Here is a 23,518-nt window from a genome sequence, read left to right on the forward strand (position 1 = left end):
AAAGGAGTAGGACTGCCATGGCCGCCCTCCATTCGATTTCAATTCATTTCCAGAACGTATTCCTGCGACTGACTTTTTTCCTGATCTGTGCCGCTGCCCTGTTTGCCGTATCCGCCACCATGCTCGCCGCCGTGAATGTCTGGCCTTGGCTGACGATGCAGGCTGGATTGGGCGGGCAGGATATCCCGAACGCCGGCGTCTACATCCAGATCGGCCTGACCGCTCTGGTTCTGATGCTCGCCTTCTATCTGCCCTCCAGCGCGCGCATGATGGCGTTGGAAAACGCGCATCGGAAGTTCTCGCTGCAGATGCAGGACGTGGTCGATGCCTACCAGATCGCCCATGCGGCCGACCGCAGCGGCGTGTTCGCGCTGGCCTCGGAGTTTGACGCGGTCAAGGAACGCATGGCCTTCCTGCGCGATCACCCCGACCTGCAATCGCTGGAGCCCGAGATCCTTGAACTGGCCGCGCAGATGAGCCAGGTCAGCCACGAACTGGCCGAGACCTACGGCGCGGCCAAAGTCGCCCGAGCGCGGGCGTTCCTGCAACAGCGGCAGGAAGAGGTCGAACTGTTCCAGCAACGGATCGAAGACGCCCAGACCATACAGCATGAATTGCGCCAGTGGACCCGCGACATCGAGATCGAGGAGTCCATCGCCAAGGCGCAACTGGCCCGTCTGCGCGAGGAATTGTTCGAGCTTTTGCCCGAGCTTTCCGCCCAGTTGCAGACACCTCCGGACGACAGCGACCCGACCGCGTCGAGCGTCATCGCGATGCCCCCGCCCCGCGCCGCCGAATAGCCACTCACTCACCAGGTGCGTCAGCACCTGCCGCGAAGGATGGCCCGCCCGGGCCTGACGCCGCGGCCCGTCAGTCCGGATTGAACACCGGAAGGGCTTGAAGAACCGCGCAAGCTCGGGCACGAATTGCGCCATGGCAAAGACGACGACTTTCACCTGCTCGGCCTGTGGCGCCTCGCATTCCCGCTGGTCCGGCCGCTGCGACGGCTGTGGCGAGTGGAACACCATAGTTCAAGAGGCCCCATTGTCGGCAGGCCCGGCCAAGAAATCTCTGGGCGGCAAACGCGGCCAGGCCGTCACCCTGACGGACCTCTCCACCGAGGAGACCCCGCCCCCCCGCACAGTCTGCGGTGTCGAAGAGCTGGACCGTGTCCTGGGCGGCGGGCTGGTCCCGGCCTCGGCCCTGCTGGTGGGCGGCGATCCGGGCATCGGCAAATCCACCCTGCTGTTGCAGGCCGCCGCGCGCTTTGCCCGGTCGGGGCTGAAAACCATCTATGTCTCGGGCGAAGAAGCCAGCGCGCAGGTCCGCATGCGCGCGCGCCGTCTGGGGCTCGAGGACGCGCCGGTGCAACTGGCGGCCGAGACCAACCTGCGCGACATTCTCACCACGCTCGAGGCCGAGAAACCCGGCCTGGCCATCATCGACTCGATCCAGACCATGTGGGCGGACAATGTCGACAGCGCACCGGGATCGGTCAGTCAGGTCCGCGCCGCCGCGCACGAACTGACCAGCTTTGCCAAGCGCCACGGCGTATCCATCATCATGGTCGGCCACGTCACCAAGGAAGGCCAGATCGCCGGCCCCCGCGTGGTCGAACACATGGTCGATACCGTCCTCTATTTCGAGGGCGAGCGCGGCCACCAGTTCCGTATCCTGCGCGCGGTCAAGAACCGCTTTGGCCCCGCCGACGAGATCGGCGTGTTTGAGATGACGGGCAAGGGTCTGGCGCAGGTCACCAACCCCTCGGCCCTGTTTCTGTCGGAACGCGGCACACCCAGCCCCGGCTCGGCGGTTTTCGCAGGCATCGAGGGCACGCGGCCGGTTCTGGTCGAACTGCAGGCGCTGGTCGCCCCCTCGCCCCATTCTCAACCGCGCCGCACGGTCGTTGGCTGGGACAGCGGGCGGCTCGCGATGATCCTCGCCGTGCTCGAAGCGCGCTGCGGCATCCCTTTTGCGGGGCTCGACGTCTATCTGAACGTGGCCGGGGGGCTGAAGATCAGCGAGCCCGCAGCTGACCTTGCCGTGGCCGCCGCCCTGCTGAGCGCGCGCGAAGACACCGCCCTGCCCGCCGACACCGTGGTTTTCGGAGAAATCTCGCTATCCGGGGCACTTAGACCAGCGCCGCAGACCGAAAACAGGTTGAAAGAAGCGCAAAAACTTGGTTTCACAGCAGCAATTGCTCCGGCAGGCGGCAAAACCGGTACTGTGGCAGGTCTGACACTCACCCGACCCTCTGATTTGGTCGGGTTTGTTGGCGAAACCTTCGGAGCAGGTTAAAGTCGCGCCTCGAGGGGCAGAAAAAGAACAGGCGAGGGCCATGGAAGGTTTTACAATAATTGACGGGCTCGTTGCCCTGATCATCGTGCTGTCGGGGATTCTGGCCTATTCGCGCGGCTTCATGCGCGAGGTCATGGCCATTGCAGGTTGGGTCGCCGCCGCAGTTCTGGCCTTCATCTTTGCACCGCAAGCCGTGCCGCTGGTCAAGGAAATCCCTGTGGTCGGAGACTTCTTGCGTGACAGCTGCGAATTGTCGGTGATTACGGGCTTTGCCGCGGTGTTTGCCATTGCGCTGATCGTGGTCAGCATCTTCACTCCGTTGTTCTCGTCCCTGGTACAGCGCTCGGCGCTGGGTGGGCTGGATCAGGCGCTGGGTTTCTTCTTCGGCATTGCCCGCGGCATTCTGCTGGTTGCCATCGCCTTCTTTGTCTACGACACCGTGATGACCGGCCAGTCCTACACGATCGTCGACGAAAGCCGCTCGGCCAAGGTGTTTGAGCAGTTCAGCGACAGGATCGAAGAGCAGAACCCCGAGGCCGCCCTGGGTTGGGTGACCACCCAGTACGAAGAGCTTGTTGCATCCTGCACCGCGGATTCGCAGGGCCAGTAACAGCCGCCAGCCAAGCAAAACGAACCAGCCCGGCTGCCAGCCGGGCTTTTTTTGTCAGAGGGTCAGACGAACCCTTCGCCCCCACAAACCGAGCAGCGGTTGGTTTTCAGGCCAAAGCATCCGTCACACCGGCTGAACTGCGGCTTGCCCAATTGATCTCGGCCCTTCAGGACTTCGCCCTTGCCATTGCATATCTGGCAAGGTGCACGTCCCATTCCGCGGCATCGATGGCACCGGCGTTTGACGTGTTCGTCCTTTTTCTGGCTCGGTCGTCCCTGCCACATAGTTGTTTTGCCCTCGGTCAAATGCTGCCGGCATGATTCCACGCAGCGCGTTCAAAACACGGGAAACACTCATGTTCGCGGCCCCATCAAACCAGAAACCCGGCCTGCGGCAAAACGAATTATGATCCTTTGGTGACATGGGGGGCATTAGGCATTATGTGAGGGCCAACTCGCCATGGAATCGGAGCTGCCTGTCTTGCATAGCCCGCAGATGCCCCCCGCCCACCCGTTCGATGATGACAAGCTCCGCGAGGAATGCGGGATTTTCGGGGTCGTCGGCGTCAAGGATGCCGCCAATTTCGTTGCTCTTGGTCTGCATGCCCTGCAGCACCGCGGGCAGGAAGCCGGCGGGATCGTCACCCATGATCCTGAACTCGGCTTCAACTCGGCCCGTCGATTTGGCTATGTACGCGACAATTTCACCTCGTCCGACGTGATGGAAAGCCTGCCCGGGCCGATCGGGATCGGCCATGTGCGCTATTCCACGGCCGGGTCCAAGGGCCAGACCGCTATCCGTGACGTACAGCCGTTCTTCGGCGAGTTTTCGATGGGCGGCGCGGCGATTGCGCACAATGGCAACATCACGAACGCCAATGCCCTGCGGCGCGAGCTGATCGAGCGCGGCTCGATCTTCCAGAGTTCGTCCGACAGCGAATGCATCATCCACCTGATGGCCCGCTCGCTACAGCGCAACATCCCCGAACGGATGGAGGACGCGCTGCGCCGGGTCGAGGGTGCATTCTCGGTGGTCGCCATGACCCGCACCAAGCTGATCGGCGTCCGCGACCCGTTGGGCGTGCGCCCGCTGGTCTTGGGAAAGATCGGCGATGGCTGGTGTCTTGCTTCGGAAACTTGTGCCCTGGACATCATCGGTGCCGAATTCCTGCGCGAGATCGAGCCCGGAGAAATGGTGGTGATCAATGCCCAGAACGGTGTTGAAAGCCACTTCCCGTTCCGCCGGCAACCCAGCAAATTCTGTATCTTCGAGCATGTCTACTTCTCGCGCCCAGACTCGATTCTGGGCGGACGCTCGGTCTATGAGACACGCGAAGCCATCGGGCGCGAGCTGGCCAAGGAAAGCCCCGTGGACGCGGATCTGGTCTGCCCCGTGCCAGACAGCGGCACGCCCGCGGCGATTGGGTACTCGCTTGAGTCGGGCATCCCCTATGCGATGGGTATCATCCGCAACCAATACATGGGCCGCACCTTCATCGAACCCACCGAACAGATCCGCAACATGGGCGTGCGGCTCAAGCTGAACGTGAACCGCGCCCTGATCGAGGGCAAGCGGGTGATACTGGTCGACGACTCGGTGGTGCGCGGTACGACCAGCCGCAAGATCAAGGAAATGATCCTGGATGCCGGCGCGAAAGAGGTGCATTTCCGCATCGCCTCGCCGCCCACGGCCTGGCCCTGTTTCTATGGCGTGGATACGCCACAGCGCGAAAAGCTGCTGGCCGCCACGATGACCGAGGAAGAAATGACCCAGCATCTGGCGGTCGACAGCCTCAAGTTCATCTCGCTGGACGGGCTGTACCGGGCGGTCGGCGAATCGCAGGGCCGCAGCAAGGACTGCCCGCAATACTGCGATGCATGCTTCTCGGGCGAGTATCCCGTCACTCCGGCGGACATGGTTGAACAAGGGTTCAAGATGCAACCGGCGGCCGAATAAGGCCGGAATTCAGAGACTTCTCAAAGGGGCCGCAGGGCCCCTTTTTTCATGGGCCGGATCAGCGTGGCGAAACATGGCCGAAACCTGCTGCACCGGCTTTTCCTTCCCCTTTGGCTCTGCTAGCCGACCGGCTGCTCACTCACGCAATCACACGGAGGCCGGGCCACCGGGCCGGCCAGTTTACATGGCAAATCCCAGAGTCGACAGCGCGGCCACCCAAAAGGGCGCGCTCAGCAAGAATGGTACGACCGTCCTGGGCGTCTTTGGCCCGCAGAACGACATGCGCGCCCTGATGCGCTCATCGTCTGGACGGGTGAAAGAGGTCAAGACAGGCAGCCGGTTTGGTTCGGGCACGATCGTGGCCATCGACAAAGACGGCATCATGCTGCGACAAAGCGGCCGGACCCAGCGCATCGCCATCCCCGGAAGCTGATCCGGGCTTGACGGGCTGCGCGCTTGGGTTCAAACCCCGCGCATGACCGATCAGACCAAAATCGCACTTGTCACCGGCGCATCACGCGGCCTTGGTGCCGCTCTGGCCGAGGCGCTGGCGCCCGAGTATCACATCGTCGCCGTTGCCCGTACCACCGGCGGGCTGGAAGACCTGGATGACCGCATCAAGGCCAAAGGGGGCGCGGCCACCCTGGCGCCGATGGACATCGCCGACCCCAATGCCATGGCCACGCTGTGCCGGGGCATCCATGACCGCTGGGGCAAGCTGGATCTGTGGCTGCATACGGCCATCCACACCGCACCGCTGACGCCCGCAAATTTCATCGACCCCAAGGATTGGCAAAAGTCCGTGGACGTGAACGCCTCGGCAACTTCGGTGCTGATCCCCTATGTCGCGCCCTTGCTGGGCGAGGCTGGACAGGCCGTGTTCTTTGACGACCCGCGTGCCGGCGAGAAGTTCTGCGCCACCTACGGCGCAACCAAGGCCGCGCAGATCGCCATGGCGCGCAGCTGGGCCGCCGAAACCGTGCGCACCGGGCCGAAGGTTCACGTGTTGCAGCCCCAGCCGATTGCCACAGCCCTGCGCGCGCGTTTCTTCCCCGGTGAGGACCGTTCGAAGCTGGCCAGCCCCTCGGACGAGGCAGCGCGCCTGCTGTCCATGCTGGGCTGAGACCTTTCGGTCAGATCGACGAGAAAGATGTTGCGGCGCCCCAAGCGGGCGCCGTTTTCATTCGATGTGAACGCCCTTCCGGCCCGCCAGATCGACAAAGAACTGCCACGCCACGCGGCCCGAACGTGCGCCGCGCGTGGCTTGCCATTCGATCGCCTCGGCCCGCAGAACGTCGGCATCGACGCTGACGCCATAAGCCGCGCAATACCGGTCGATCATAGCAAGGTATTCGTCCTGATCGCAGGGGTGGAACCCCAGCCACAGGCCGAACCGGTCGGACAGCGAAACCTTTTCCTCGACCGCCTCGGACGGGTTGATCGCGCTCGAGCGTTCGTTCTCGATCATGTCGCGCGGCATCAGGTGGCGGCGGTTTGACGTGGCATAGAACACCACGTTTTCGGGCCGGCCCTCGATCCCGCCATCCAACACGGCCTTCAGCGACTTGTAGTGCTGGTCGTCATGGCTGAACGACAGGTCATCGCAGAACAGGATGAACCGGTAAGGTGCGGCGCGCAGGTGGTTCAGCAGCCGCGCGACCGAGCCCATGTCCTCGCGCTGCAGCTCGACCAATTTCAGGTCGGGAAACTCGGGCTGAAGGGTCCCATGCACCGCCTTGACCAGACTGGACTTGCCCATGCCGCGGGCACCCCACAGCAGCGCGTTGTTGGCCTTGTACCCGGCGGCGAAGCGGCGCGTGTTGTCCAGCAGCGTATCGCGCGACCGGTTGATGCCCACCAGCAGATCCAGATCGACGCGGTTGACATGGTGCACCGGCTCCAGCCGGTCGGGCCCGATGTGCCAGACAAAGGCGGGGGCGGCCGAGAAATCAGGCGCGGCCAACGGCGCCGGGGCCATGCGCTCCAAGGCGTCGGCGATGCGGTTCAGGGCTTGGTCGTCCATGGGTCCTCCGAAGTCTTGCGGCCGATTTCAACCACGTTCACGGGCCGCCAACAAGACCCGCATGAAGAAAGGGCGCACCCGCCAAGGCACGCCCTTCCCCATTTACTGCTCAAGTTTATTTGCCGTCTTCTGCGTCAAACTCGTCCTTCATCGCATCATCGGCGGCTTCTTCATCGTCATAGTAGCCTTCGGCCCGCAGCTGTTCTTCGCGCTTTCTCTCGACCCGGGCCACCAGGAAGATCGAAATCTCGTACAGGCCATAGACCACAACGAACAGGATGATTTGGGTGATCACGTCCGGCGGGGTCACGATGGCGGCCAGGACCAGAATGCCCACCACGGCATATTTGCGCACCGCGCCCAAACCTTCGGCGCTGACCAGCCCGGCCTTGCCCATCAGGGTCAGCAGAACCGGCAACTGGAAACACAGGCCAAAGGCCACGATGAACTTGATCGTCAGGTTCAGATATTCCTGCGCCGATCCCTGGAACACCACGCTCAGCGGCGCGGTGGCGCCATCTGCCAAGGCCTCGCCCTCGGCCCCGAATTGCTGGAACCCAAGGAAGAAGTCATAGGCCAGCGGCGTGACCACGTAAAAGGCAAAGCTCGCGCCCAGCAGGAACATGAAGGGCGAGGCCAGCAGGAACGGCAGGAAGGCGTTCTTCTCGGATCGATAGAGCCCCGGCGCCACGAACCGCCACATCTGCATACCGATATACGGAAAGGCCAGAATGAACCCACCCAAGAGCGAGACTTTGATCGCCACGAAGAAGCCCTCCTGCGGCGAAATGAAGATCAGGTCGCAGTCCTGTCCGCGCTCGGACAGAACATCGCACAGGGGCTGGGTCAGAAAGTTGAAGATCGGCGTGGCTACCGTGAAACAGATGATCATACCGATCAAAAATGCCACGACGCTGTGGATCAGCCGCGTGCGCAGCTCGGCCAGATGTTCGATCAGGGGGGCCGAGGTATCTTCGATCTCGTCGGTCTTGCTCATGACTTGCCTTCGGTTTTCAGCGCGGCTTCGGCCTCTTCGGCCTTGGCCAGGGCCTCGGCGGCTTCTTTCGCTTTGCGCTCGGCAGCGGCACGGGCGGTCGAGGCCTGGATCTTCTTGGCCTGCTCGGCGCGCTCAGCGGCCAGTTTGCCGGTTTCGCTGTCGGGGTCGAACTTGGTCGGGTCCATGCTCTTGGCCATGTCCTGGGCCGCCTGCTTGACGCCGTCCATCGCACTGCCCACCGGGTTGGTGGCCGCGTCCAGACCTTTCTTTATGTCGTTCACGCCCGCCTGGTCGGCCGCCTCGTTCATGGCGCTTGAGAACTCGCGCGCCATACCGCGGGCCTTGCCGACGAACCGTCCGACATTGCGGAACAGAACCGGCAGGTCCTTGGGCCCCACGACGATCAGGGCAACGATGCCGATGACCAGAAGTTCGGTCCAGCCCAGATCAAACATGGGCGATTAGACCTTGTCTTTGTCGGACTCGGGCGTGACATCCTTGGCCAGCTCGGACGCGTCCTGTTCGATCTCTTCGGTACCGTCCTTGACGCCTTTCTTGAATGCGGTGATGCCCTTGCCCACTTCACCCATCAACGAGCTGATCTTGCCGCGGCCGAACAGCACCAGCACCACGACGGCGATCAGCAGCAGGCCGGGAAGGCCGATATTGTTGAGCATGTCTCTTCTCCTTCTACGTCGGCGCATCGCGCCGGGAATGTGATCTGGAAGCCTGTCTACGCCCACCAGGCCGTCGAAAAAAGTGACGCAAGTCAAATCCGCGTTCAAATCCGCGCTGCTCACGTGGTTTTTGAGGGCTGGCAATTTCCAACTGACAGGTTTATGTCAGTTGTGGGCGGCTAGGAACAGGGCATCGAAACCTGGTCAACGGAGACTCACATGACCCATGTTGCTGAAATCGTCACCTTCACCCTCGCTGATGGCACCACACCGGAAGAGTTCGTCAGGCTCAGCCAGACGACCGAGGCCTTCGTGCGCGCGGCCCCGGGCTTTGCCCACCGCCAGCTGAGCCAGGGCGAGGATGGCCGCTGGACCGATTATGTCATCTGGACCGACATGAAGGCCGCAAAGGACGCCGCCGTGCAGTTCCCCCAACAGGATTTTGCCGCCGGTCTGATGGCGGCCATCGACCCCGCAAGCATCCAGATGCGTCACGAGAAAGTGCTATGGAACATGACCGCCTGATCGCGGTCCGGACGGCGTGTCATGCGCCGCACTGACCGCCTGTTCGACATCATCCAGATCCTGCGCGACGGCAAACTGCACCGCGCGCAGGACATCGCGGACCGGCTCGAGGTTTCGGTCCGCACCATCTATCGCGACATGGACACGCTGGTGGCGTCGGGCGTCCCGGTCGAGGGTGAACGCGGCGTGGGATACATGGTGCGCGAGCAGATCACCCTGCCCCCGCTGAACCTCACCCCGGCCGAGCTTGAGGCCCTGAACCTCGGCATGGCGATCGTGGCCGAGGCCGCCGACCCCGACCTGAAAGCCGCCGCCGAGTCGCTGGCCGCCAAGATCGACGCGGTACTGCCCACCCAGGTGGTGGCCGAGGCGGATGCGTGGAAATTCGCCGTCTACCCCTTTGCCGATGCCGCCCGCGGGCTGGCGCATATGGCGCCGATCCGGGCGGCCATCAAATCGCGCCAGAAACTGCGGCTGACCTACCGGCGCATCGACGGCACTCTGACCGAACGCACGATCCGCCCCCTGCACATGGAATACTGGGGCCGGGTCTGGACCCTGACCGCCTGGTGCGAACTGCGCGACGCCTTCCGCGTGTTCCGCATCGACCTGATCGAAAGCGTCACACCGCTGCCCGAGATATTTGCGGACGAACCCGGAAAGCGGCTGGCTGACTACAACCCGACCGCCTGATCCCGTTTTTCACCCAAGGCCACTTGGAAACGGCGCTCAGACCCTCAGCGCAGATAGGTTTCGGGGTCGACGGACTCGAACCCTTTGCGTACCTCGAAGTGCACATAGGCGTTCTCACCCCCGCGCAACTTGGCAATGCTCTGGCCGCGGCTGACCCGGTCGCCTTTCTTGACCGAGATGTTCTCGACATTCGCGTAGACTGTCAGCAAATCGTTAGTGTGCTTGACGACGATGATCGGGATCTGATCCGCATCCGCCGTAATGGCCGCCACGGTACCGGCTTCAGCCGCCTTGACCGATGCACCGGGCGAACCGGCGATGTCGATCCCTTCGTTCTTGCCCTTGGCATACGGGCGAATGATCTTGCCAGTTACCGGCAGAGCCAAGGCTGACGAGCTTGAATTCGTCGGGGCCTCGGCCGTCACGTCCGGAGCGGGCGTCAACGGCGCAACTTTTTCGTCCGGCAGCGGCTGCGTTGCACTGGGCGGCGTCGGGGTGGGCGATCCCTGCCCCGGTTCAGTGGTCGCCGTGGGCGCTGCGGCGGCAGCTTGGCGCGGTGCAGCCTGATTCTTGACGGGGATCAGCAGAAACTGCCCTTCGCGCACGGCGAAGTCCGAACCCAAACCGTTCCATTCAGCCAGCGCATCGACCGGAACCTGATACAGGCGCGAAATGGTATAGGCCGTCTCACCCCGCTTGACCTTGTGCCGGATCGGCTCGTCCGTCGAGGTGACGGGCGCCGGTTTGGCCGGCTCAAGGTTCGTGACCCGCACGCCGCCCGTGTCCGGCGCCTGATCAATTGCGGTCGTGGCAATCGAGGCGATATCGACGTTCCCCGCTCCGGCGCCGACGGACCGTGGCAAGGCCAGCACCTCGCCCTCGCGCAGCTGGTCGGTGGGCTTGAGACCGTTGAACCGGGCCAGCTCGGCCTCGGGCAGACCGACCCGCGCAGCCACGGCGGCGACGTTGTCACCCCGTTGCGCGACGGCAACCTGATATGTCGGATAGGTGATCACGCCACGGCTGTCCGGCGCCGGTCGGTTCGTGGTGGCTGATTGTGCGGCCGGAGTGGTCGAAAAACCGCCGACCTGACCGCGCAGGTCGTAATCCAACGGGCCTTCGCAACCGGCAAGCACCAGCGCGGCAACCATCGCCGTTGTTCCACGACCCAAGACTGACTTGGAAACTGCTCTCATATCACTGTCCTCAACACCTGCCCCTGTTTGCCGGGGTTCTGGCGCCCAATTCCTAAACCTACGTTACGCCTCGTCCTTTCCAAGCCCTTCCAGCAAGGGCACGAACCGAACAGGCAACAGTTCGTCATATTCCAGCCCGGTCTCGGTTCTGGTGACCCGTATCAGGGTCTGAACCGCATCCGACTGCCCAACGGGCAAGACCATGATACCGCCGATTTTGAGCTGCGCCAAGAGCGGGCCCGGCGGGTCCTCGGCTGCGGCGGTGACGATGATGCGGTCAAAAGGAGCCTGTTCGGGCAACCCGAAAGATCCATCCGACAGCATCGCCGTGATATTCGTCAGACCCAACTCGCGAAACAGCTCACCGGTTTCGCGTACCAGACGCTTGTGGCGTTCCACGGTGTAGACCCGCCGCGCCAGCTTGGACAGCACTGCAGCCTGATACCCCGAACCCGTCCCCACCTCGAGCACCTTGTCGCGCGGCGTGACCTGCAGCGCCTGCGTCATCAGACCCACGACCGAGGGCTGGCTGATCGTCTGGCCGCATGCAATCGGCAGCGGCGTGTCCTCGTAGGCACGCTCGGCGAACAGGCCGCGCACGAACTTGCCGCGGTCGATCTGCTCCATCGCGTCCAGAACACGCGCATCCGTCACCCCGCGAGACCGCAGGGCGAACAGGAACTGCATCTTGGTTTCGGGGTCCAGTCCGGTCATTCGATCGTCTTCAACGCCTCCAGCGCATCATCGGCGGTCAGGTCGGCCCGCATCGGCGTGACCGAGATATAGCCGTCCAGGTTCGCCGCAGCATCCGTTCCCGGAGCCGTCGGGTTGTGCTGATAGCCTCCCTTGATCCACAGGAAACGGCGGCCCGAGGGCGAGCTGTGCGGTTCCACCCCAAAATGCGTGTCGCGTCGGAATCCCTGACGCACGACGCGGGTACCAAGAACTTCATCGGCAGGCACCGGAGGGAAATTCACGTTGTAAAACAGGCGGTAGTCTTCCTGCGCGGGCGGATCGGCCTCAAGGATGCGTCGTACCAGGTCCGCTCCGAACCGTGTGGCGGCCTCGAACGGTTCTTCCAGCCCAAGATTGCGCGGGCCAAAGTACTGCGACAAGGCGATCGCCGGAATGCCCTGAAGTGCGGCCTCCATCGCGCCGCCGATCGTGCCCGAATACAAAGTGTTCTCGGCCGAATTGTTGCCCCGGTTCACGCCTGAAAGAACCAGATCAGGTCGCGCGTCCTTCATCACGTCATGAAGCCCGGCCAGTACGCAGTCGGCCGGCGACCCTTCGGCCGCGTAACGACGCTCGCCCAGTTTGGCCACCATCATGGGATGGGTATAGCTGATGCAATGCCCGACCCCTGACTGTTCGAAAGCCGGAGCCACGATCCAGACCTCACCATCTGGGCCGGCCACATCCGCGGCAATCGCCTCGAGCGCGATCAGGCCCGGGGCGTTGATCCCGTCGTCATTTGTCAGAAGTATGCGCATTGCCTGCCTGTGCCCCCACGTTTCGCCCTTGATAGACGGCCCCAAAGGATGCGGCAAGCGATGCCCCGGTGCATTCTGCGGCATTCGCGCACCACTCGCCGGGAAATCGACCGGTTGCGGCGTCTAGGCTGGAAAAACGAAGCAGCGATCCCGCCGGATGGTCAACCACATCACCCGGCCCGGATTGGGCACGAACACGTTCGGGACGGTCGCCTTGAGGATCGAGCCGTCATAGTCCATCCGAAACTCGATCAGGCTTTCGTTGCCCAGAAAGCGAGCGCGCTCGACTACGCCGCGGGCCGCAACGCCATCGGTCGCCGTCGGCAGCGGTCCCTTGCCATTGCGATCAAAGTCCAGCCGCACATGCTGAGGGCGGAAAACGATTTCGACGTCCGTGCCATCGGGGACACCCGGCGCCAGGAATTGGCCAAATGGCGTTTGCGCCAATGCTCCATTCACCTGGGACTGCAACACATTGACATCACTAAAAAATGCCACGGCAGCCTTGTCTACGGGTCGGGTGTAGACATTGTAGGGCGCGCCCTGCTGCACGATTTTGCCGCGGCGCATCAGTGCGATCTCATCGGCCATGCGCATCGCCTCTTCGGGCTCGTGCGTGACCAGCAGCACTGCGGCGTCCTCTTCCTTGAGGATGGCGAGGGTCTCGTCGCGGATGCCGTCGCGCAGACGATTGTCGAGGCCCGAGAACGGCTCGTCCATCAACATGATCCGCGGCCGCGGTGCCAACGCTCGGGCCAGCGCGACCCGCTGCTGCTCGCCCCCTGACAGTTGATGCGGAAACCCGTCGATATGGCGGATCAGGTCGACCTTTCTCAGCAACTCTTCGACACGTTCCCGTTTTTGCTCTTTGGCCCCTTTCAGGCCAAAAGCCACGTTGTCGGCCACGCTGAGGTGAGGAAACAATGCGAAATCCTGGAACATCAGTCCGATCTCGCGACGTTCCGGCGGCACCCTGAACACCGTGTCACAGACCAACTTGCCATCGACGTAGATTTCGCCTGAGTCCTGCATTTCGACGCCGGCAATCATCCGCAACGTAGTGGATTTGCCGCAACCCGACGGGCCCAGCAGACAGGTCACCTGCCCCGCCTGAACGGTCAGCGAGACATCATCCACCACCGTGCGCCCGCCGAACCGGCAGACCAGATTGCGGATTTCCAATCGCGGAGGAGCTGTGTTGATTGCCACCGACGGACCCCAATTGCCTTTTCCCGATCAATTTCATCGGGCTTGCGCCGGGATAACAACCCCGCCCATCGGGCGCAAGAGAGGCGCTAGGCCAGCAGCTCGAACGGCACACCCGAGCGGACCTTGCCGTTGACCTGAATCTCAAGCCGATGCGGCCCCGGCACCAGCCGAAACGTGGTGGCGTCGCCCTTGAGCTTGTGCCGCTTGCTCAGCCGCAGGTGGCCATCTGACAGATTGGCTTGCTTGAGCTTGTGAACCTTGGGTGAGATTTTCCCTCCAGGCCGCTGAAAATGCACAACATAGTCAATCAAGACCGGTTGGTCATCGGGGCCTGAAACCGAGACGGCGAACTCCAGAACCCCGCCGATGCGGGCGTCGCCAATCACCGCAACATCCACCTCCAGCGGTGCGTCGGGATCATAGCCCAGCAGCGCCATGGCCCCGCCGTGGCCGGACTTGACCAACCCGCGCAGCGCATGTGCGGTGATCCACCGCATCTCGTCGGCCTCCTGCGCGCCCGAGGCGCGCCACGCCTTCAGGCGGTTCAATGCCAGGTCGGGGTCTTTCTTGGTGATGTCGTTGAGATGGTTCGCCACCGACCGCGTGACATAGCGCGTCGGATCCGAGTGCAACCGATCCAGCAGCGGCAGCGGGTCAGACAGGTCCAGCCCGACCGCCTGCCCCCAGGGCAGACGCGGGCGCGTGCCTTCGGGGACCAGTCGCCGGACGTGATAGCTGGAATGCCCGCACCAGTCCTGCATCCGGTCCAACACCAGATCGGGATGGCTGTTCAGAAAGGGCCGGATCGCCCATTCCATCGAAAATCGCTGAGTGATCTCTGCAAGGACATCCAGCGCCAGGTCGGGGTGGTCCGCGCCGACCTGCGCCACCCACTCGCCCAATGGGGCAAAGATGAAGTCACCGAAATCGTCATCGCTCAGGGATGGGTCCAGAGGCGGCGGCAAGGCGCGCAGGATCACCGGTGCCACGTCGGGCAGCGCGCCGGGAAAGGCCGTCTGCAAACAATCGGCAATCCACGCGATCCGCTGCTTCAGCTCCAGCTCCGGCAGGCGCGACATGACCCGCGCCACGAATGCGTCGCCGTCAAACCCGGCGTCGGCCTGCGTGAACAGGCCGGCAAGGTAACGGGTCTTTTCCGCGTTGAACAGCTGATCCTTCAGCGAAAACCCCTGCGCCACGATCACATCGTCAGGTTGGTTGCGCCACCATCCAGCAGGATGTTCTGCCCCACGATGAACCCGGCATGTTGCGAGCACAGAAACGCGCAGGTCGCGCCGAATTCCTGCCGCGTGCCATAGCGCCGCGCCGGAATCGTGGCCGCGCGCTCGGCCCTTGCCTCGTCCAGCGAGATGCCCTTCTGTGCCGAAACCCCGGCATCCAGCGAGTCCGCCCGGTCGGTGGCATGAATGCCGGGCAACAGGTTGTTGATGGTCACGCCGTAGGGCGCCACCTGCCGCGCCGTTCCGGCCACATAGCCGGTCAGCCCGGTGCGCGCCGCGTTCGACAGGCCCAGTACCGCGATCGGCGCCCGCACGGATTGCGAGGTGATGTTCACCACCCGGCCCCAACCCTTGTCCATCATCGACGGCAAAAGCGCCTTCATGAAGGCGATCGGCGTCAGCATGTTGGCATCCAGCGCCTTGATGAAATCGTCGCGATCCCAGTCGGACCACAGGCCCGGCGGCGGACCACCGGCGTTTGTCACAAGGATATCAACGCCCTGCGCGGCCTCGATCACCTGCGCCTGGCCTTCGGGCGTGGTCACGTCGCAGGCGACCGTCTGCACCTCGACACCGTAATCGGCGCGCAACCGGTCGGCCTGCGCCTCCAGCGCGTCAGGCCCACGTGCGTTCATCACCAAATCGACACCCTCGGCGGCCAGCGCCTCGGCGCAGCCCAGCCCCAAGCCCTTGCTGCTGGCACAGACCAGCGCGCGTTTTCCTTGTAGTCCCAGATCCATGTGATCCCCCCTGTCATTTGTTACCCGCATGTCTAGCACCGGCCAGACAGGGAAGACCAGATTGGCGTCGGCAAATCAGTAGAAGAACTCTTCCCGCACGATCTTGCCGTTGACCACGTGATAGACGCCGACCTCGCGCATGTCGAAAGCTTCACCGCTTTCCTTCACCTTGCCCTGCACTTCAAAAATCACGGCAAAGCTGTTTTCACCATGCAGGAACGGGTCGCTGACCGACGCGCCCGAGACCTCGTGCGCGCTTTCCCACCAATCATGCTTGCCGCGGATGCCCTCGATGCCGTGGGTCTCGCGGCCCATGCCCTGCATGTCCATCGCCTCGACCGAGACGGCATCGGCTGCATACAACTTGTCCAGATTCTCCTTGGCGCGGTTTTCGCGGCAACCCGCCACCAGTTCCTGGGCGATTTCTTTCAAATTCATTGATCCACTCCATTATTTGTTCACTATATGTTCTTATTGGCATATCCACCCGATTCGAACCACCCCCTTTGTCTTGCCTCGGCAGGATTCCCCGCCTATACGCGCCTTCATGCTTGATACCGCCTCGAACCAACCCACCCTGCCGCCCGAGATCGCACGGCGCCGGACCTTTGCCATCATCTCGCACCCGGATGCGGGCAAGACGACCCTGACCGAAAAGTTCCTTCTGTATGGGGGTGCTATCCAGATGGCCGGACAGGTGCGCGCCAAGGGCGAGGCACGGCGTACGCGCTCGGACTTCATGCAAATGGAAAAGGACCGGGGGATCTCGGTCTCGGCCTCGGCTATGTCGTTTGACTATGGCCCCTACCGGTTCAACCTGGTGGACACGCCCGGCCACTCGGACTTTTCCGAGGACACCTATCGCACGCTGACCGCAGTTGACGCCGCGGTCATGGTGATCGACGGGGCCAAGGGCGTTGAAAGCCAGACGCAGAAGCTGTTCGAGGTCTGCCGCCTGCGCGACCTGCCAATCCTGACCTTCTGTAACAAGATGGACCGCGAGAGTCGCGATACGTTCGAGATCATCGACGAGATCCAGGAAATGCTGGCCATCGACGTGACCCCGGCCAGCTGGCCCATCGGCGTGGGGCGCGATTTCATCGGCTGCTATGACATGCTGCGTGACCGGTTGGAACTGATGGACCGCGCCGACCGCAACAAAGTGGCTGAAAGCATCGAGATCAACGGGCTGGACGACCCCAAACTGGCCGAGCATGTGCCCGCCGAATTGCTGGACAAGCTGCTGGAAGAGGTCGAGATGGCGCGCGAATTGCTGCCCGCGCTGGACCCTCAGGCGGTTCTGGAAGGCCACATGACCCCGATCTGGTTCGGCTCGGCGATCAACTCGTTCGGCGTCAAGGAACTGATGGAGGGGATCGGCCAATATGGCCCGCAACCGCAGGTGCAATCGGCCGAACCGCGCCAGATTTCGCCAGACGAGAAAAAGGTGGCGGGCTTTGTCTTCAAGGTGCAGGCCAACATGGACCCCAAGCACCGCGACCGGGTGGCCTTTGTGCGCATGGCCAGTGGCCACTTCAAGCGCGGCATGAAGCTGACCCATGTGCGCAGCAAGAAGCCCATGGCGATCACGAACCCGGTGCTGTTCCTCGCATCCGACCGGGAACTGGCCGACGAGGCCTGGGCCGGCGATATCATCGGCATCCCCAACCACGGCCAGCTGCGCATCGGCGACACCTTGACCGAGGGCGAGGCGATCCGCGTGACCGGCATCCCGTCCTTCGCGCCCGAGCTGTTGCAGGGCGTGCGCGCGGGCGATCCGATGAAGGCCAAGCACCTGGAAAAGGCGCTGATGCAGTTTGCCGAGGAAGGCGCGGCCAAGGTGTTCAAACCCTCGATCGGCTCGGGCTTTATCGTCGGCGTGGTGGGCGCGCTGCAGTTCGAAGTGCTGGCCAGCCGGATCGAGCTGGAATACGGTCTGCCGGTTCGGTTCGAGGCCTCGCAATTCACCAGTGCGCGCTGGGTGTCGGGCGACAAGGCCGAGGTCGAGAAGTTCGTCAATGCGAACAAGCAGCACATTGCCCACGATCACGACGGCGACATCGTCTATCTGACCCGCCTGCAATGGGACATCGACCGCGTGGTGCGCGACTATCCCAAACTGACGCTTACCGCGACCAAGGAAATGATGACGTGATGCTGACCCCGCCCCCCGCCAAAGCAACAGAGGCCGTCATCGCATGACCGCAGCAGGGCCGAGCTGGGGCATCGTCTCGACGGTGCGTGGATCGGCCCGCGACATTCTGAGTTTTGCGGCCTACCACCTGGATTTGGGCGCGGATCACCTCTACCTCTACCTTGATGAGCCCAACCGGCGGGCTTTTCGCGCCCTGCGCCGCCACACCAAGGTGACCGCCCGCATCTGCGACGATGCGTTCTGGGCGGCGCGCAAACGGGACAAGCCCGAGCGCCACCAGGTCCGCCAGACCGTTCATGCGACCTTTACCTATCGCCACACCGATCTCGATTGGCTGGCGCATATCGATGTGGACGAGTTCCTGTGGCCCACGGCCCCCATCGCAGACTTGCTGGGCGAAGTGCCCGAAACGGTGCACGCGGTTCGGGTTCGTCCGATCGAGGCCCTGGCCTGCGGCGACGATCTCTACAAAGCGTTCATCCCCCAGGGCCCCGAACGCGAAGCGCTTGTCGAGACGATCTATCCAAACTACGGCGCTTTCGTTCTGGGCGGCTTTCTGAGCCACGTACAGGGCAAGCTGTTCGTGCGCGCGGGGATGGAGAACCTCAATTATCGCATCCACAATCTGTTTCAGAACAAGGTCATCTTGCCCTGCAAGACCGAGATGCCGCAGATCGACCTGTGCCACCGCCACGCCCCGGATTGGGAGCATTGGTGGTCACACTATCGGTTTCGACTGGAACGCGGCTCGTACCAGCCCGGCATGGCTCCGAACGTACATCGCGATCGGGGCGGGTTGAACATGAACGAACTGCTCAGTTGGATCGAAGCCGAAGAAGGCGAGCAAGGTCTGCGCAAGTTCTTTGACGAACTCAGCGCCACCGACCCGCAGGTTCGCGCGCGCCTGCAGGAACGGGGCCTCATCAAGCACCGACCGCTTGATCTTGAGGAAAAGCTGAAGAAACACTTTCCCGGAAGCTGCTGAATTGTTGCACGAAATCGCCAGTGACGCGATGTAGCGGTATAGATGAAACTGTCTTCATTTGACCCTGCCACACCTTTTTGTTATGTCCGCATCCAAGCCGAAACGCGCATGGTGCGCATGGCCATCCGGGCCCGGCATTTTTCATACGCGCGGGCCAGGTCAGTGTCCGCATGAACCGGACATACATGACGAAATTCAACGATCTGAACCTGAACCCCAAGGTCCTCAAAGCTATTGAGGAAGCCGGCTACGAAACCCCGACCCCGATCCAGAAAGGCGCCATCCCGCCAGCCTTGGAGGGACGTGACGTTCTGGGCATCGCCCAAACCGGAACCGGCAAGACGGCCAGTTTCGTCTTGCCCATGATCACCCTGTTGGCGCGCGGTCGTGCGCGGGCGCGGATGCCGCGTTCGCTGGTGCTGTGCCCGACGCGGGAACTGGCGGCGCAGGTGGCCGAAAACTTCGACACCTATACCAAGCATCTGAAGCTGACCAAGGCGCTGCTGATCGGCGGCGTCAGCTTCAAGGAACAGGATGCTCTGATCGACCGCGGCGTGGACGTGCTGATCGCCACGCCCGGCCGTCTGCTGGACCATTTCGAACGTGGCAAGCTGCTGCTGACCGGCGTACAGATCATGGTCGTGGACGAGGCTGACCGGATGCTGGACATGGGGTTCATTCCCGATATCGAACGCATCTTCTCGCTGACGCCCTTTACCCGGCAGACGCTGTTTTTCTCGGCCACCATGGCGCCCGAGATCGAGCGGATCACCGACACGTTCCTGTCGGCCCCGGCCCGGATCGAAGTGGCCCGTCAGGCCACCGCGTCCGAGACCATCGAACAGGGTGTCGTGATGGTCAAAGGCGGCCGCCGCGACCGCGAGGGCAGCACCAAACGCAAGGTCCTGCGCGCGCTGATCGATGCCGAAGGTGACAAATGCACCAACGCCATCATCTTCTGCAACCGCAAGACCGATGTGGACATCACCGCGAAATCGCTCAAGAAATACGGCTACAACGCCGCGCCGATCCACGGTGATCTGGACCAGTCGCAGCGGATGAAGACACTGGACGGGTTCCGCGACGGCTCGGTGCGTTTGCTGGTGGCGTCTGACGTGGCCGCGCGCGGGCTCGACATTCCGTCGGTCAGCCATGTGTTCAACTTCGACGTGCCCAGCCACCCCGAGGACTATGTGCACCGCATCGGCCGCACTGGCCGCGCCGGGCGCGAGGGCAAGGCGATCACCATCTGCTCGGCCCGCGATGAAAAGGCGCTGGATGCAATCGAGAAGCTGATCCAGAAGGAAATCCCGCGTCTGGACAACCCGGTTCAGGCCGAACCGGCCGAGGCCGAGGACAAAAAGCCCGAAAAGAAATCGCGCGCCTCGACCCGCAAGGACGAGGGCAAGAAGGAAAAACCCGCCAAGGACGCTGCGTCGAACGACAAACCTGCTAAGGAAAAACGTGGCAAAGGCCGCGGACGTCGCGACGATGGCGGTCCAGCCGTCGTCGGCATGGGCGATCACCTGCCCAGCTTCATCGCACTCAGCTTTGACGAACGCCGCGCGGGCTGACCCGCCGGCACAGCAAAAGATCAAAAGGCGCACGGACCTCCGCGCGCCTTTTTTGCATCTCAGATCGCGGCGACCAGAATCAGGATCGACAGCCCCAGCAGGACCATCCCCGCAATCTCGCGCCGGGTCACCGTCTCGCGGAACACCAGAACCGAGGCCATGAGGCTGAAAATCAGCTCAACCTGCCCCAGCGCCTTGACGTAGGCCGCGTTCTGCAGGCTGAAGGCCCAGAACCAGCAGAACGACCCGCCCAGACTGGTCAGCCCGACGAAGATACCGGTGCGCCGCGTGTCCCACACCGCGCGCAGCTCGGCCCGGTCGCGCCAAACCAGCCACAGCGCCATCGACAGGAACTGGATCGAGACCACGACCGCCAGCGTCACCAGCGCCCGAAACCAGGCCTCGCCATCGCCCAGTTGCAGCGACGCGCCGCGATAGCTGACCGCAGAAAAGGCGAACAAGACGCCCGATCCCAACCCCAGTTGCGAGGCCCGGTTCGTCAGGTGACGCCACCACGCCCCACTGCCGCCCGGCGTTTTCGACAACAGCAGAACCGCCAGAAGCCCCAGCAGGATGGCCCCGAACGCACCGGCAGAAACCTGGTCACCCAGCACGACGAAACCGACGATTGCGGTCTGGATCACCTCGGTTTTCTTGAAGGTGATGCCGACGGCAAAGTTGCGCTGTTTGAACAGCGCCACGACGCAGATCGTGGCGAGGATCTGGGACACCCCACCGATGGCGGCATAGAGCCAGAACAGAGGCGGCAGCGCAGGCAGCGGCAGACCGCTGAGCCGCATCGCCACCACCAACCCCAACAACACCAGAGGCATCGAGTAGGCAAAGCGCGCAAAGGTCGCGCCGGTCGCCGACAGCTTCACGCTGCTCAGCGATTTCTGCAGCATGAAGCGCACCGTCTGAAAGGTGGCGGCGGCCAAGGTTACGGGAATCCACAAACTCATGGCTTCCCTTCTGTCGTCAAATCAAGGTTTTGGCCAGAGCGGATGCGCCACCGGATCCTTGGCGCGCCAGATATACTGCCGGAAAACCTGCCCGTAGGAACGATAGACATAGGCCTCGTTGCAGGCCAGATAGCGCTCTTTCCCTCGGCGATAGAGCGCGGGCAACCGATACCATGGCGCCGCCGGGTTCATGTGATGAACGACGTGCAAGTTGTTGTTCAGAAACAGAAAGGCAAGCGGCCCTCGGTCTTCGACAATCACCGTGCGGGCGCGCGACTTTTCGTGCGCGCGGTGTTCCAGAAAGGTGCGGATCTTGACCAGCGCAAGTCCCAGATAGGCCGAAAGGACAAAGGCCCAGACCGGCATCGCTGATTGCGCCACGACCCACAGAACCACCGCCACGCCCGGCAGATGCAAGGCCCAGGCCAGCCAAATGTCACGTCCCCCGCGCACTGCGCCGCGCCAGTCGTCGCGCAGAAAAGCCAACTGGCCGATGATCGGACCCAGCGCCATGCGCCCCAACAGCGTGTTGTTCGCCTGATAGACCCACCGCTGCCACCGCGGCAGCCTGATCCAGACCGCCGGGTCCAGATAGTTGGACTCCGGATCGTCATAGGGGTCGGTCAGGTTGGCATCCTGATGGTGCGCCAGATGCAGATCGCGGAAGCGGTTGTAGGGGATGAACAGGGTCAGCGGCAGCGCCATCAGCGCCTCGTTCAACCACTTTGCACGGAACGGGTGGCCGTGCAGCGCTTCATGCGTCAGCGAAGAATGCAGCGCCGCGACGACACCCATCATCGGCACCGCCAGCCACAGCGAACACGCCGCCACGCCGAAAATCGCAATCAGCCAAAGGGCATAGCAGGCTACGATCAGGGCAAAGGTCGGCCATTCGGGGGATTTTGGGGTGGTCGGCTCAGCCATGCCGCCCCCAAGAAATTCCGGCCCAGATGCGTTCGTAAATCACGTAGAGCGTCAGCCCGATGGCCGTGTTCACCACCGCCAATACGCCTCCGACGGCGGCCGAGCCGGTGGCGATCAGCCCCACCACGGTCATGACCGCAAGGCCCATCGCATTCCAAATGATTGCCTTCACGACAGATCTTCGCCGCGTTTCCATTCCGGTCCCCAGTCTTTTTTGGTTTTCACATAAGCGTTACCTGCCGCCGGCCCTGTCGAGAATTCCGAATATGATTAACAAATCTCAGCGACCGTGATATTTATCACCACATGCAGGAAAATTTCGACAAACGAGACCGCGCCGCGCAGTTCCGCCTGCGCCTGGCCCGCGCGATGGACCAGCGGAAGATGAGCCAAAGCGCGCTGGCGCGCACCGTCGGGGTCGATCGCTCAACCGTTTCCCAGTTGCTGACCGATACGGGCGCACGCCTGCCCAACGCCCATGTCGTGGGCAGCTGCGCCTCGGCTCTGGGGGTGTCGGCGGATTGGCTGCTCAGCCTCTCGAACCGACCCGAGAGCGCGGCCGAGCTGCTGGCCAGTTCTCTGACCATGACCGAGGCACCCCGCGCCCTGGTCGACGAGCGCATCTTTGAATGGCATCAGGAGGCCGCCGGCTACAAAATCCGCTATGTTCCGGCCACCCTGCCCGACATGCTGAAAACCCGCGCCGTGCTGGAATGGGAATATGCGCCGCATCTGGGCCGAACCGCCGACCAGGCCATCGGCGCCTCCGAGGACCGCCTGACCTGGATGCGCGGGGCCCAGTCCGACTATGAAATAGCCATGCCGCTGTATGAGATTCACAGCTTTGTTTGTGGCACCGGCTATTATGACGGGCTGCCCCTGCAGGTGCGGCTGGACCAGATCGATCATATGCTGGAGCTGTGCGAACAGCTGTATCCGCGCATGCGCATCTACCTGTTCGATGCCAAGCGGCTCTATTCCGCGCCGGTCACCATCTTCGGTCCGCTGCTCTGCGTGTTCTATGCCGGCAGCCACTACATGGCCTTCCGCGACCGGGACCGGATCGAGGTTTTTACGCGCCATTTCGATACCTTGGTCCGCGAAGCTGATCTGACTGCCCGGCATTTCCCGATTCACCTGCGCCAACTGCGCGCGGCCATTTCGGCAGGGTAACACAAGCCAACAGGTGCAATTTCCCACCCGATCCCCTATATTGAGGTGCGCGAAAATCCGAACGATCCGACCAAAAGGAGGATATCA

The 23,518-nt window shown here is 62.9% G+C and carries 26 protein-coding genes; 12 read left to right on the top strand and 14 right to left on the bottom strand.

Annotated features, from left to right (window positions below):
• Positions 1–17: 17 nt before the first annotated feature.
• The 6 genes from ACR0IR_RS06955 to ACR0IR_RS06980 all read left to right on the top strand — a co-directional run bounded on the left by ACR0IR_RS06955 (position 18) and on the right by ACR0IR_RS06980 (position 5,987).
• Positions 18–800: a kinetochore Spc7 family protein gene (locus ACR0IR_RS06955; RefSeq protein ID WP_170363338.1), complete on the top strand. Its 783-nt coding sequence runs from the start codon at positions 18–20 to the stop codon at positions 798–800.
• A 133-nt stretch (positions 801–933) separates the two neighbouring features.
• Complete coding sequence (gene radA / locus ACR0IR_RS06960) at positions 934–2,298, top strand: DNA repair protein RadA (RefSeq protein ID WP_170338845.1); 1,365 nt, start codon at positions 934–936, stop codon at positions 2,296–2,298.
• Between the two features lie 40 nt (positions 2,299–2,338).
• Entirely contained in the window at positions 2,339–2,908 is a 570-nt protein-coding gene (locus ACR0IR_RS06965) for a CvpA family protein (protein WP_093962256.1), read from the top strand.
• A 495-nt stretch (positions 2,909–3,403) separates the two neighbouring features.
• A complete protein-coding gene (gene purF / locus ACR0IR_RS06970) occupies positions 3,404–4,864 on the top strand; it encodes an amidophosphoribosyltransferase (protein WP_170363337.1) in 1,461 nt (486 codons plus the stop codon).
• 184 nt (positions 4,865–5,048) lie between these two features.
• Positions 5,049–5,297 (top strand): hypothetical protein, encoded by a 249-nt coding sequence (locus ACR0IR_RS06975; RefSeq protein WP_093962257.1) that lies wholly within the window; start codon positions 5,049–5,051, stop codon positions 5,295–5,297.
• 42 nt (positions 5,298–5,339) lie between these two features.
• Positions 5,340–5,987 (top strand): SDR family NAD(P)-dependent oxidoreductase, encoded by a 648-nt coding sequence (locus ACR0IR_RS06980; protein WP_170363336.1) that lies wholly within the window; start codon positions 5,340–5,342, stop codon positions 5,985–5,987.
• Between the two features lie 57 nt (positions 5,988–6,044).
• Here ACR0IR_RS06980 and ACR0IR_RS06985 read toward each other — a convergent pair whose 3' ends face one another.
• The 4 genes from ACR0IR_RS06985 to ACR0IR_RS07000 form a co-directional block, all read right to left on the bottom strand.
• Positions 6,045–6,887: an ATP-binding protein gene (locus ACR0IR_RS06985; RefSeq protein ID WP_170363335.1), complete on the bottom strand. Its 843-nt coding sequence runs from the start codon at positions 6,885–6,887 to the stop codon at positions 6,045–6,047.
• 115 nt (positions 6,888–7,002) lie between these two features.
• Positions 7,003–7,884: a twin-arginine translocase subunit TatC gene (gene tatC, locus ACR0IR_RS06990; RefSeq protein ID WP_170363334.1), complete on the bottom strand. Its 882-nt coding sequence runs from the start codon at positions 7,882–7,884 to the stop codon at positions 7,003–7,005.
• On the bottom strand, positions 7,881–8,339 hold the full coding sequence (gene tatB, locus ACR0IR_RS06995; RefSeq protein ID WP_170338835.1) for a Sec-independent protein translocase protein TatB: 459 nt from the start codon (positions 8,337–8,339) through the stop codon (positions 7,881–7,883). The genes tatC and tatB overlap by 4 nt, the downstream gene beginning before the upstream one ends.
• A gap of 6 nt (positions 8,340–8,345) precedes the next feature.
• Entirely contained in the window at positions 8,346–8,561 is a 216-nt protein-coding gene (locus tag ACR0IR_RS07000; protein WP_170338833.1) for a twin-arginine translocase TatA/TatE family subunit, read from the bottom strand.
• 219 nt (positions 8,562–8,780) lie between these two features.
• Here ACR0IR_RS07000 and ACR0IR_RS07005 point away from each other — a divergent pair, with 219 nt between their 5' ends.
• Together ACR0IR_RS07005 and ACR0IR_RS07010 are read left to right on the top strand one after the other, a co-directional pair.
• Positions 8,781–9,086 carry a hypothetical protein gene (locus tag ACR0IR_RS07005; RefSeq protein ID WP_170363333.1) on the top strand — a complete coding sequence of 102 codons (306 nt, stop codon included), beginning with the start codon at positions 8,781–8,783 and terminating at the stop codon, positions 9,084–9,086.
• Positions 9,087–9,107: 21 nt separating this feature from the next.
• Positions 9,108–9,779: a helix-turn-helix transcriptional regulator gene (locus ACR0IR_RS07010; protein WP_170363332.1), complete on the top strand. Its 672-nt coding sequence runs from the start codon at positions 9,108–9,110 to the stop codon at positions 9,777–9,779.
• A 44-nt stretch (positions 9,780–9,823) separates the two neighbouring features.
• On the opposite strand, the gene ACR0IR_RS07015 is transcribed toward ACR0IR_RS07010, so the two are convergent.
• The 7 genes from ACR0IR_RS07015 to ACR0IR_RS07045 form a co-directional block, all read right to left on the bottom strand.
• A complete protein-coding gene (locus ACR0IR_RS07015) occupies positions 9,824–10,975 on the bottom strand; it encodes a M23 family metallopeptidase (protein WP_170338325.1) in 1,152 nt (383 codons plus the stop codon).
• Positions 10,976–11,038: 63 nt separating this feature from the next.
• Entirely contained in the window at positions 11,039–11,689 is a 651-nt protein-coding gene (locus tag ACR0IR_RS07020; protein ID WP_170338827.1) for a protein-L-isoaspartate(D-aspartate) O-methyltransferase, read from the bottom strand.
• Entirely contained in the window at positions 11,686–12,468 is a 783-nt protein-coding gene (surE, locus tag ACR0IR_RS07025; protein ID WP_170363331.1) for a 5'/3'-nucleotidase SurE, read from the bottom strand. Before surE ends, ACR0IR_RS07020 begins: the two co-directional genes overlap by 4 nt.
• 123 nt (positions 12,469–12,591) lie before the next feature.
• On the bottom strand, positions 12,592–13,677 hold the full coding sequence (locus ACR0IR_RS07030; protein ID WP_170338320.1) for an ABC transporter ATP-binding protein: 1,086 nt from the start codon (positions 13,675–13,677) through the stop codon (positions 12,592–12,594).
• 86 nt (positions 13,678–13,763) lie between these two features.
• Positions 13,764–14,876 carry a hypothetical protein gene (locus tag ACR0IR_RS07035; RefSeq protein ID WP_170363867.1) on the bottom strand — a complete coding sequence of 371 codons (1,113 nt, stop codon included), beginning with the start codon at positions 14,874–14,876 and terminating at the stop codon, positions 13,764–13,766.
• A 2-nt stretch (positions 14,877–14,878) separates the two neighbouring features.
• Positions 14,879–15,658, bottom strand: coding sequence for an SDR family oxidoreductase (locus tag ACR0IR_RS07040; protein ID WP_170363330.1), 780 nt, complete (start codon positions 15,656–15,658; stop codon positions 14,879–14,881).
• A gap of 75 nt (positions 15,659–15,733) precedes the next feature.
• Positions 15,734–16,096 carry a nuclear transport factor 2 family protein gene (locus ACR0IR_RS07045; RefSeq protein ID WP_093962268.1) on the bottom strand — a complete coding sequence of 121 codons (363 nt, stop codon included), beginning with the start codon at positions 16,094–16,096 and terminating at the stop codon, positions 15,734–15,736.
• A gap of 109 nt (positions 16,097–16,205) precedes the next feature.
• Between ACR0IR_RS07045 and ACR0IR_RS07050 the strand changes: the two genes are divergently transcribed.
• From ACR0IR_RS07050 to ACR0IR_RS07060, 3 genes are all read left to right on the top strand, one after another.
• Positions 16,206–17,813 carry a peptide chain release factor 3 gene (locus ACR0IR_RS07050; RefSeq protein WP_170363329.1) on the top strand — a complete coding sequence of 536 codons (1,608 nt, stop codon included), beginning with the start codon at positions 16,206–16,208 and terminating at the stop codon, positions 17,811–17,813.
• 43 nt (positions 17,814–17,856) lie between these two features.
• Complete coding sequence (locus ACR0IR_RS07055) at positions 17,857–18,798, top strand: glycosyltransferase family 2 protein (RefSeq protein WP_170363328.1); 942 nt, start codon at positions 17,857–17,859, stop codon at positions 18,796–18,798.
• Between the two features lie 185 nt (positions 18,799–18,983).
• Positions 18,984–20,372, top strand: a complete 1,389-nt coding sequence (locus ACR0IR_RS07060) for a DEAD/DEAH box helicase (protein WP_170363866.1) — start codon at positions 18,984–18,986, stop codon at positions 20,370–20,372.
• Between the two features lie 59 nt (positions 20,373–20,431).
• Here ACR0IR_RS07060 and ACR0IR_RS07065 read toward each other — a convergent pair whose 3' ends face one another.
• The 3 genes from ACR0IR_RS07065 to ACR0IR_RS07075 are packed head-to-tail and all read right to left on the bottom strand — an operon-like array spanning position 20,432 to position 22,454.
• A complete protein-coding gene (locus ACR0IR_RS07065) occupies positions 20,432–21,334 on the bottom strand; it encodes an EamA family transporter (RefSeq protein WP_170363327.1) in 903 nt (300 codons plus the stop codon).
• Between the two features lie 21 nt (positions 21,335–21,355).
• Positions 21,356–22,258 carry a fatty acid desaturase gene (locus ACR0IR_RS07070; RefSeq protein WP_170363326.1) on the bottom strand — a complete coding sequence of 301 codons (903 nt, stop codon included), beginning with the start codon at positions 22,256–22,258 and terminating at the stop codon, positions 21,356–21,358.
• On the bottom strand, positions 22,251–22,454 hold the full coding sequence (locus ACR0IR_RS07075) for a DUF2061 domain-containing protein (protein ID WP_149774534.1): 204 nt from the start codon (positions 22,452–22,454) through the stop codon (positions 22,251–22,253). Before ACR0IR_RS07075 ends, ACR0IR_RS07070 begins: the two co-directional genes overlap by 8 nt.
• A gap of 110 nt (positions 22,455–22,564) precedes the next feature.
• Between ACR0IR_RS07075 and ACR0IR_RS07080 the strand changes: the two genes are divergently transcribed.
• Positions 22,565–23,431, top strand: a complete 867-nt coding sequence (locus ACR0IR_RS07080) for a helix-turn-helix domain-containing protein (protein WP_170363325.1) — start codon at positions 22,565–22,567, stop codon at positions 23,429–23,431.
• The last annotated feature ends 87 nt before the right edge of the window (positions 23,432–23,518 follow it).

It is taken from the genome of Ruegeria sp. CF2 (genome assembly GCF_056537385.1).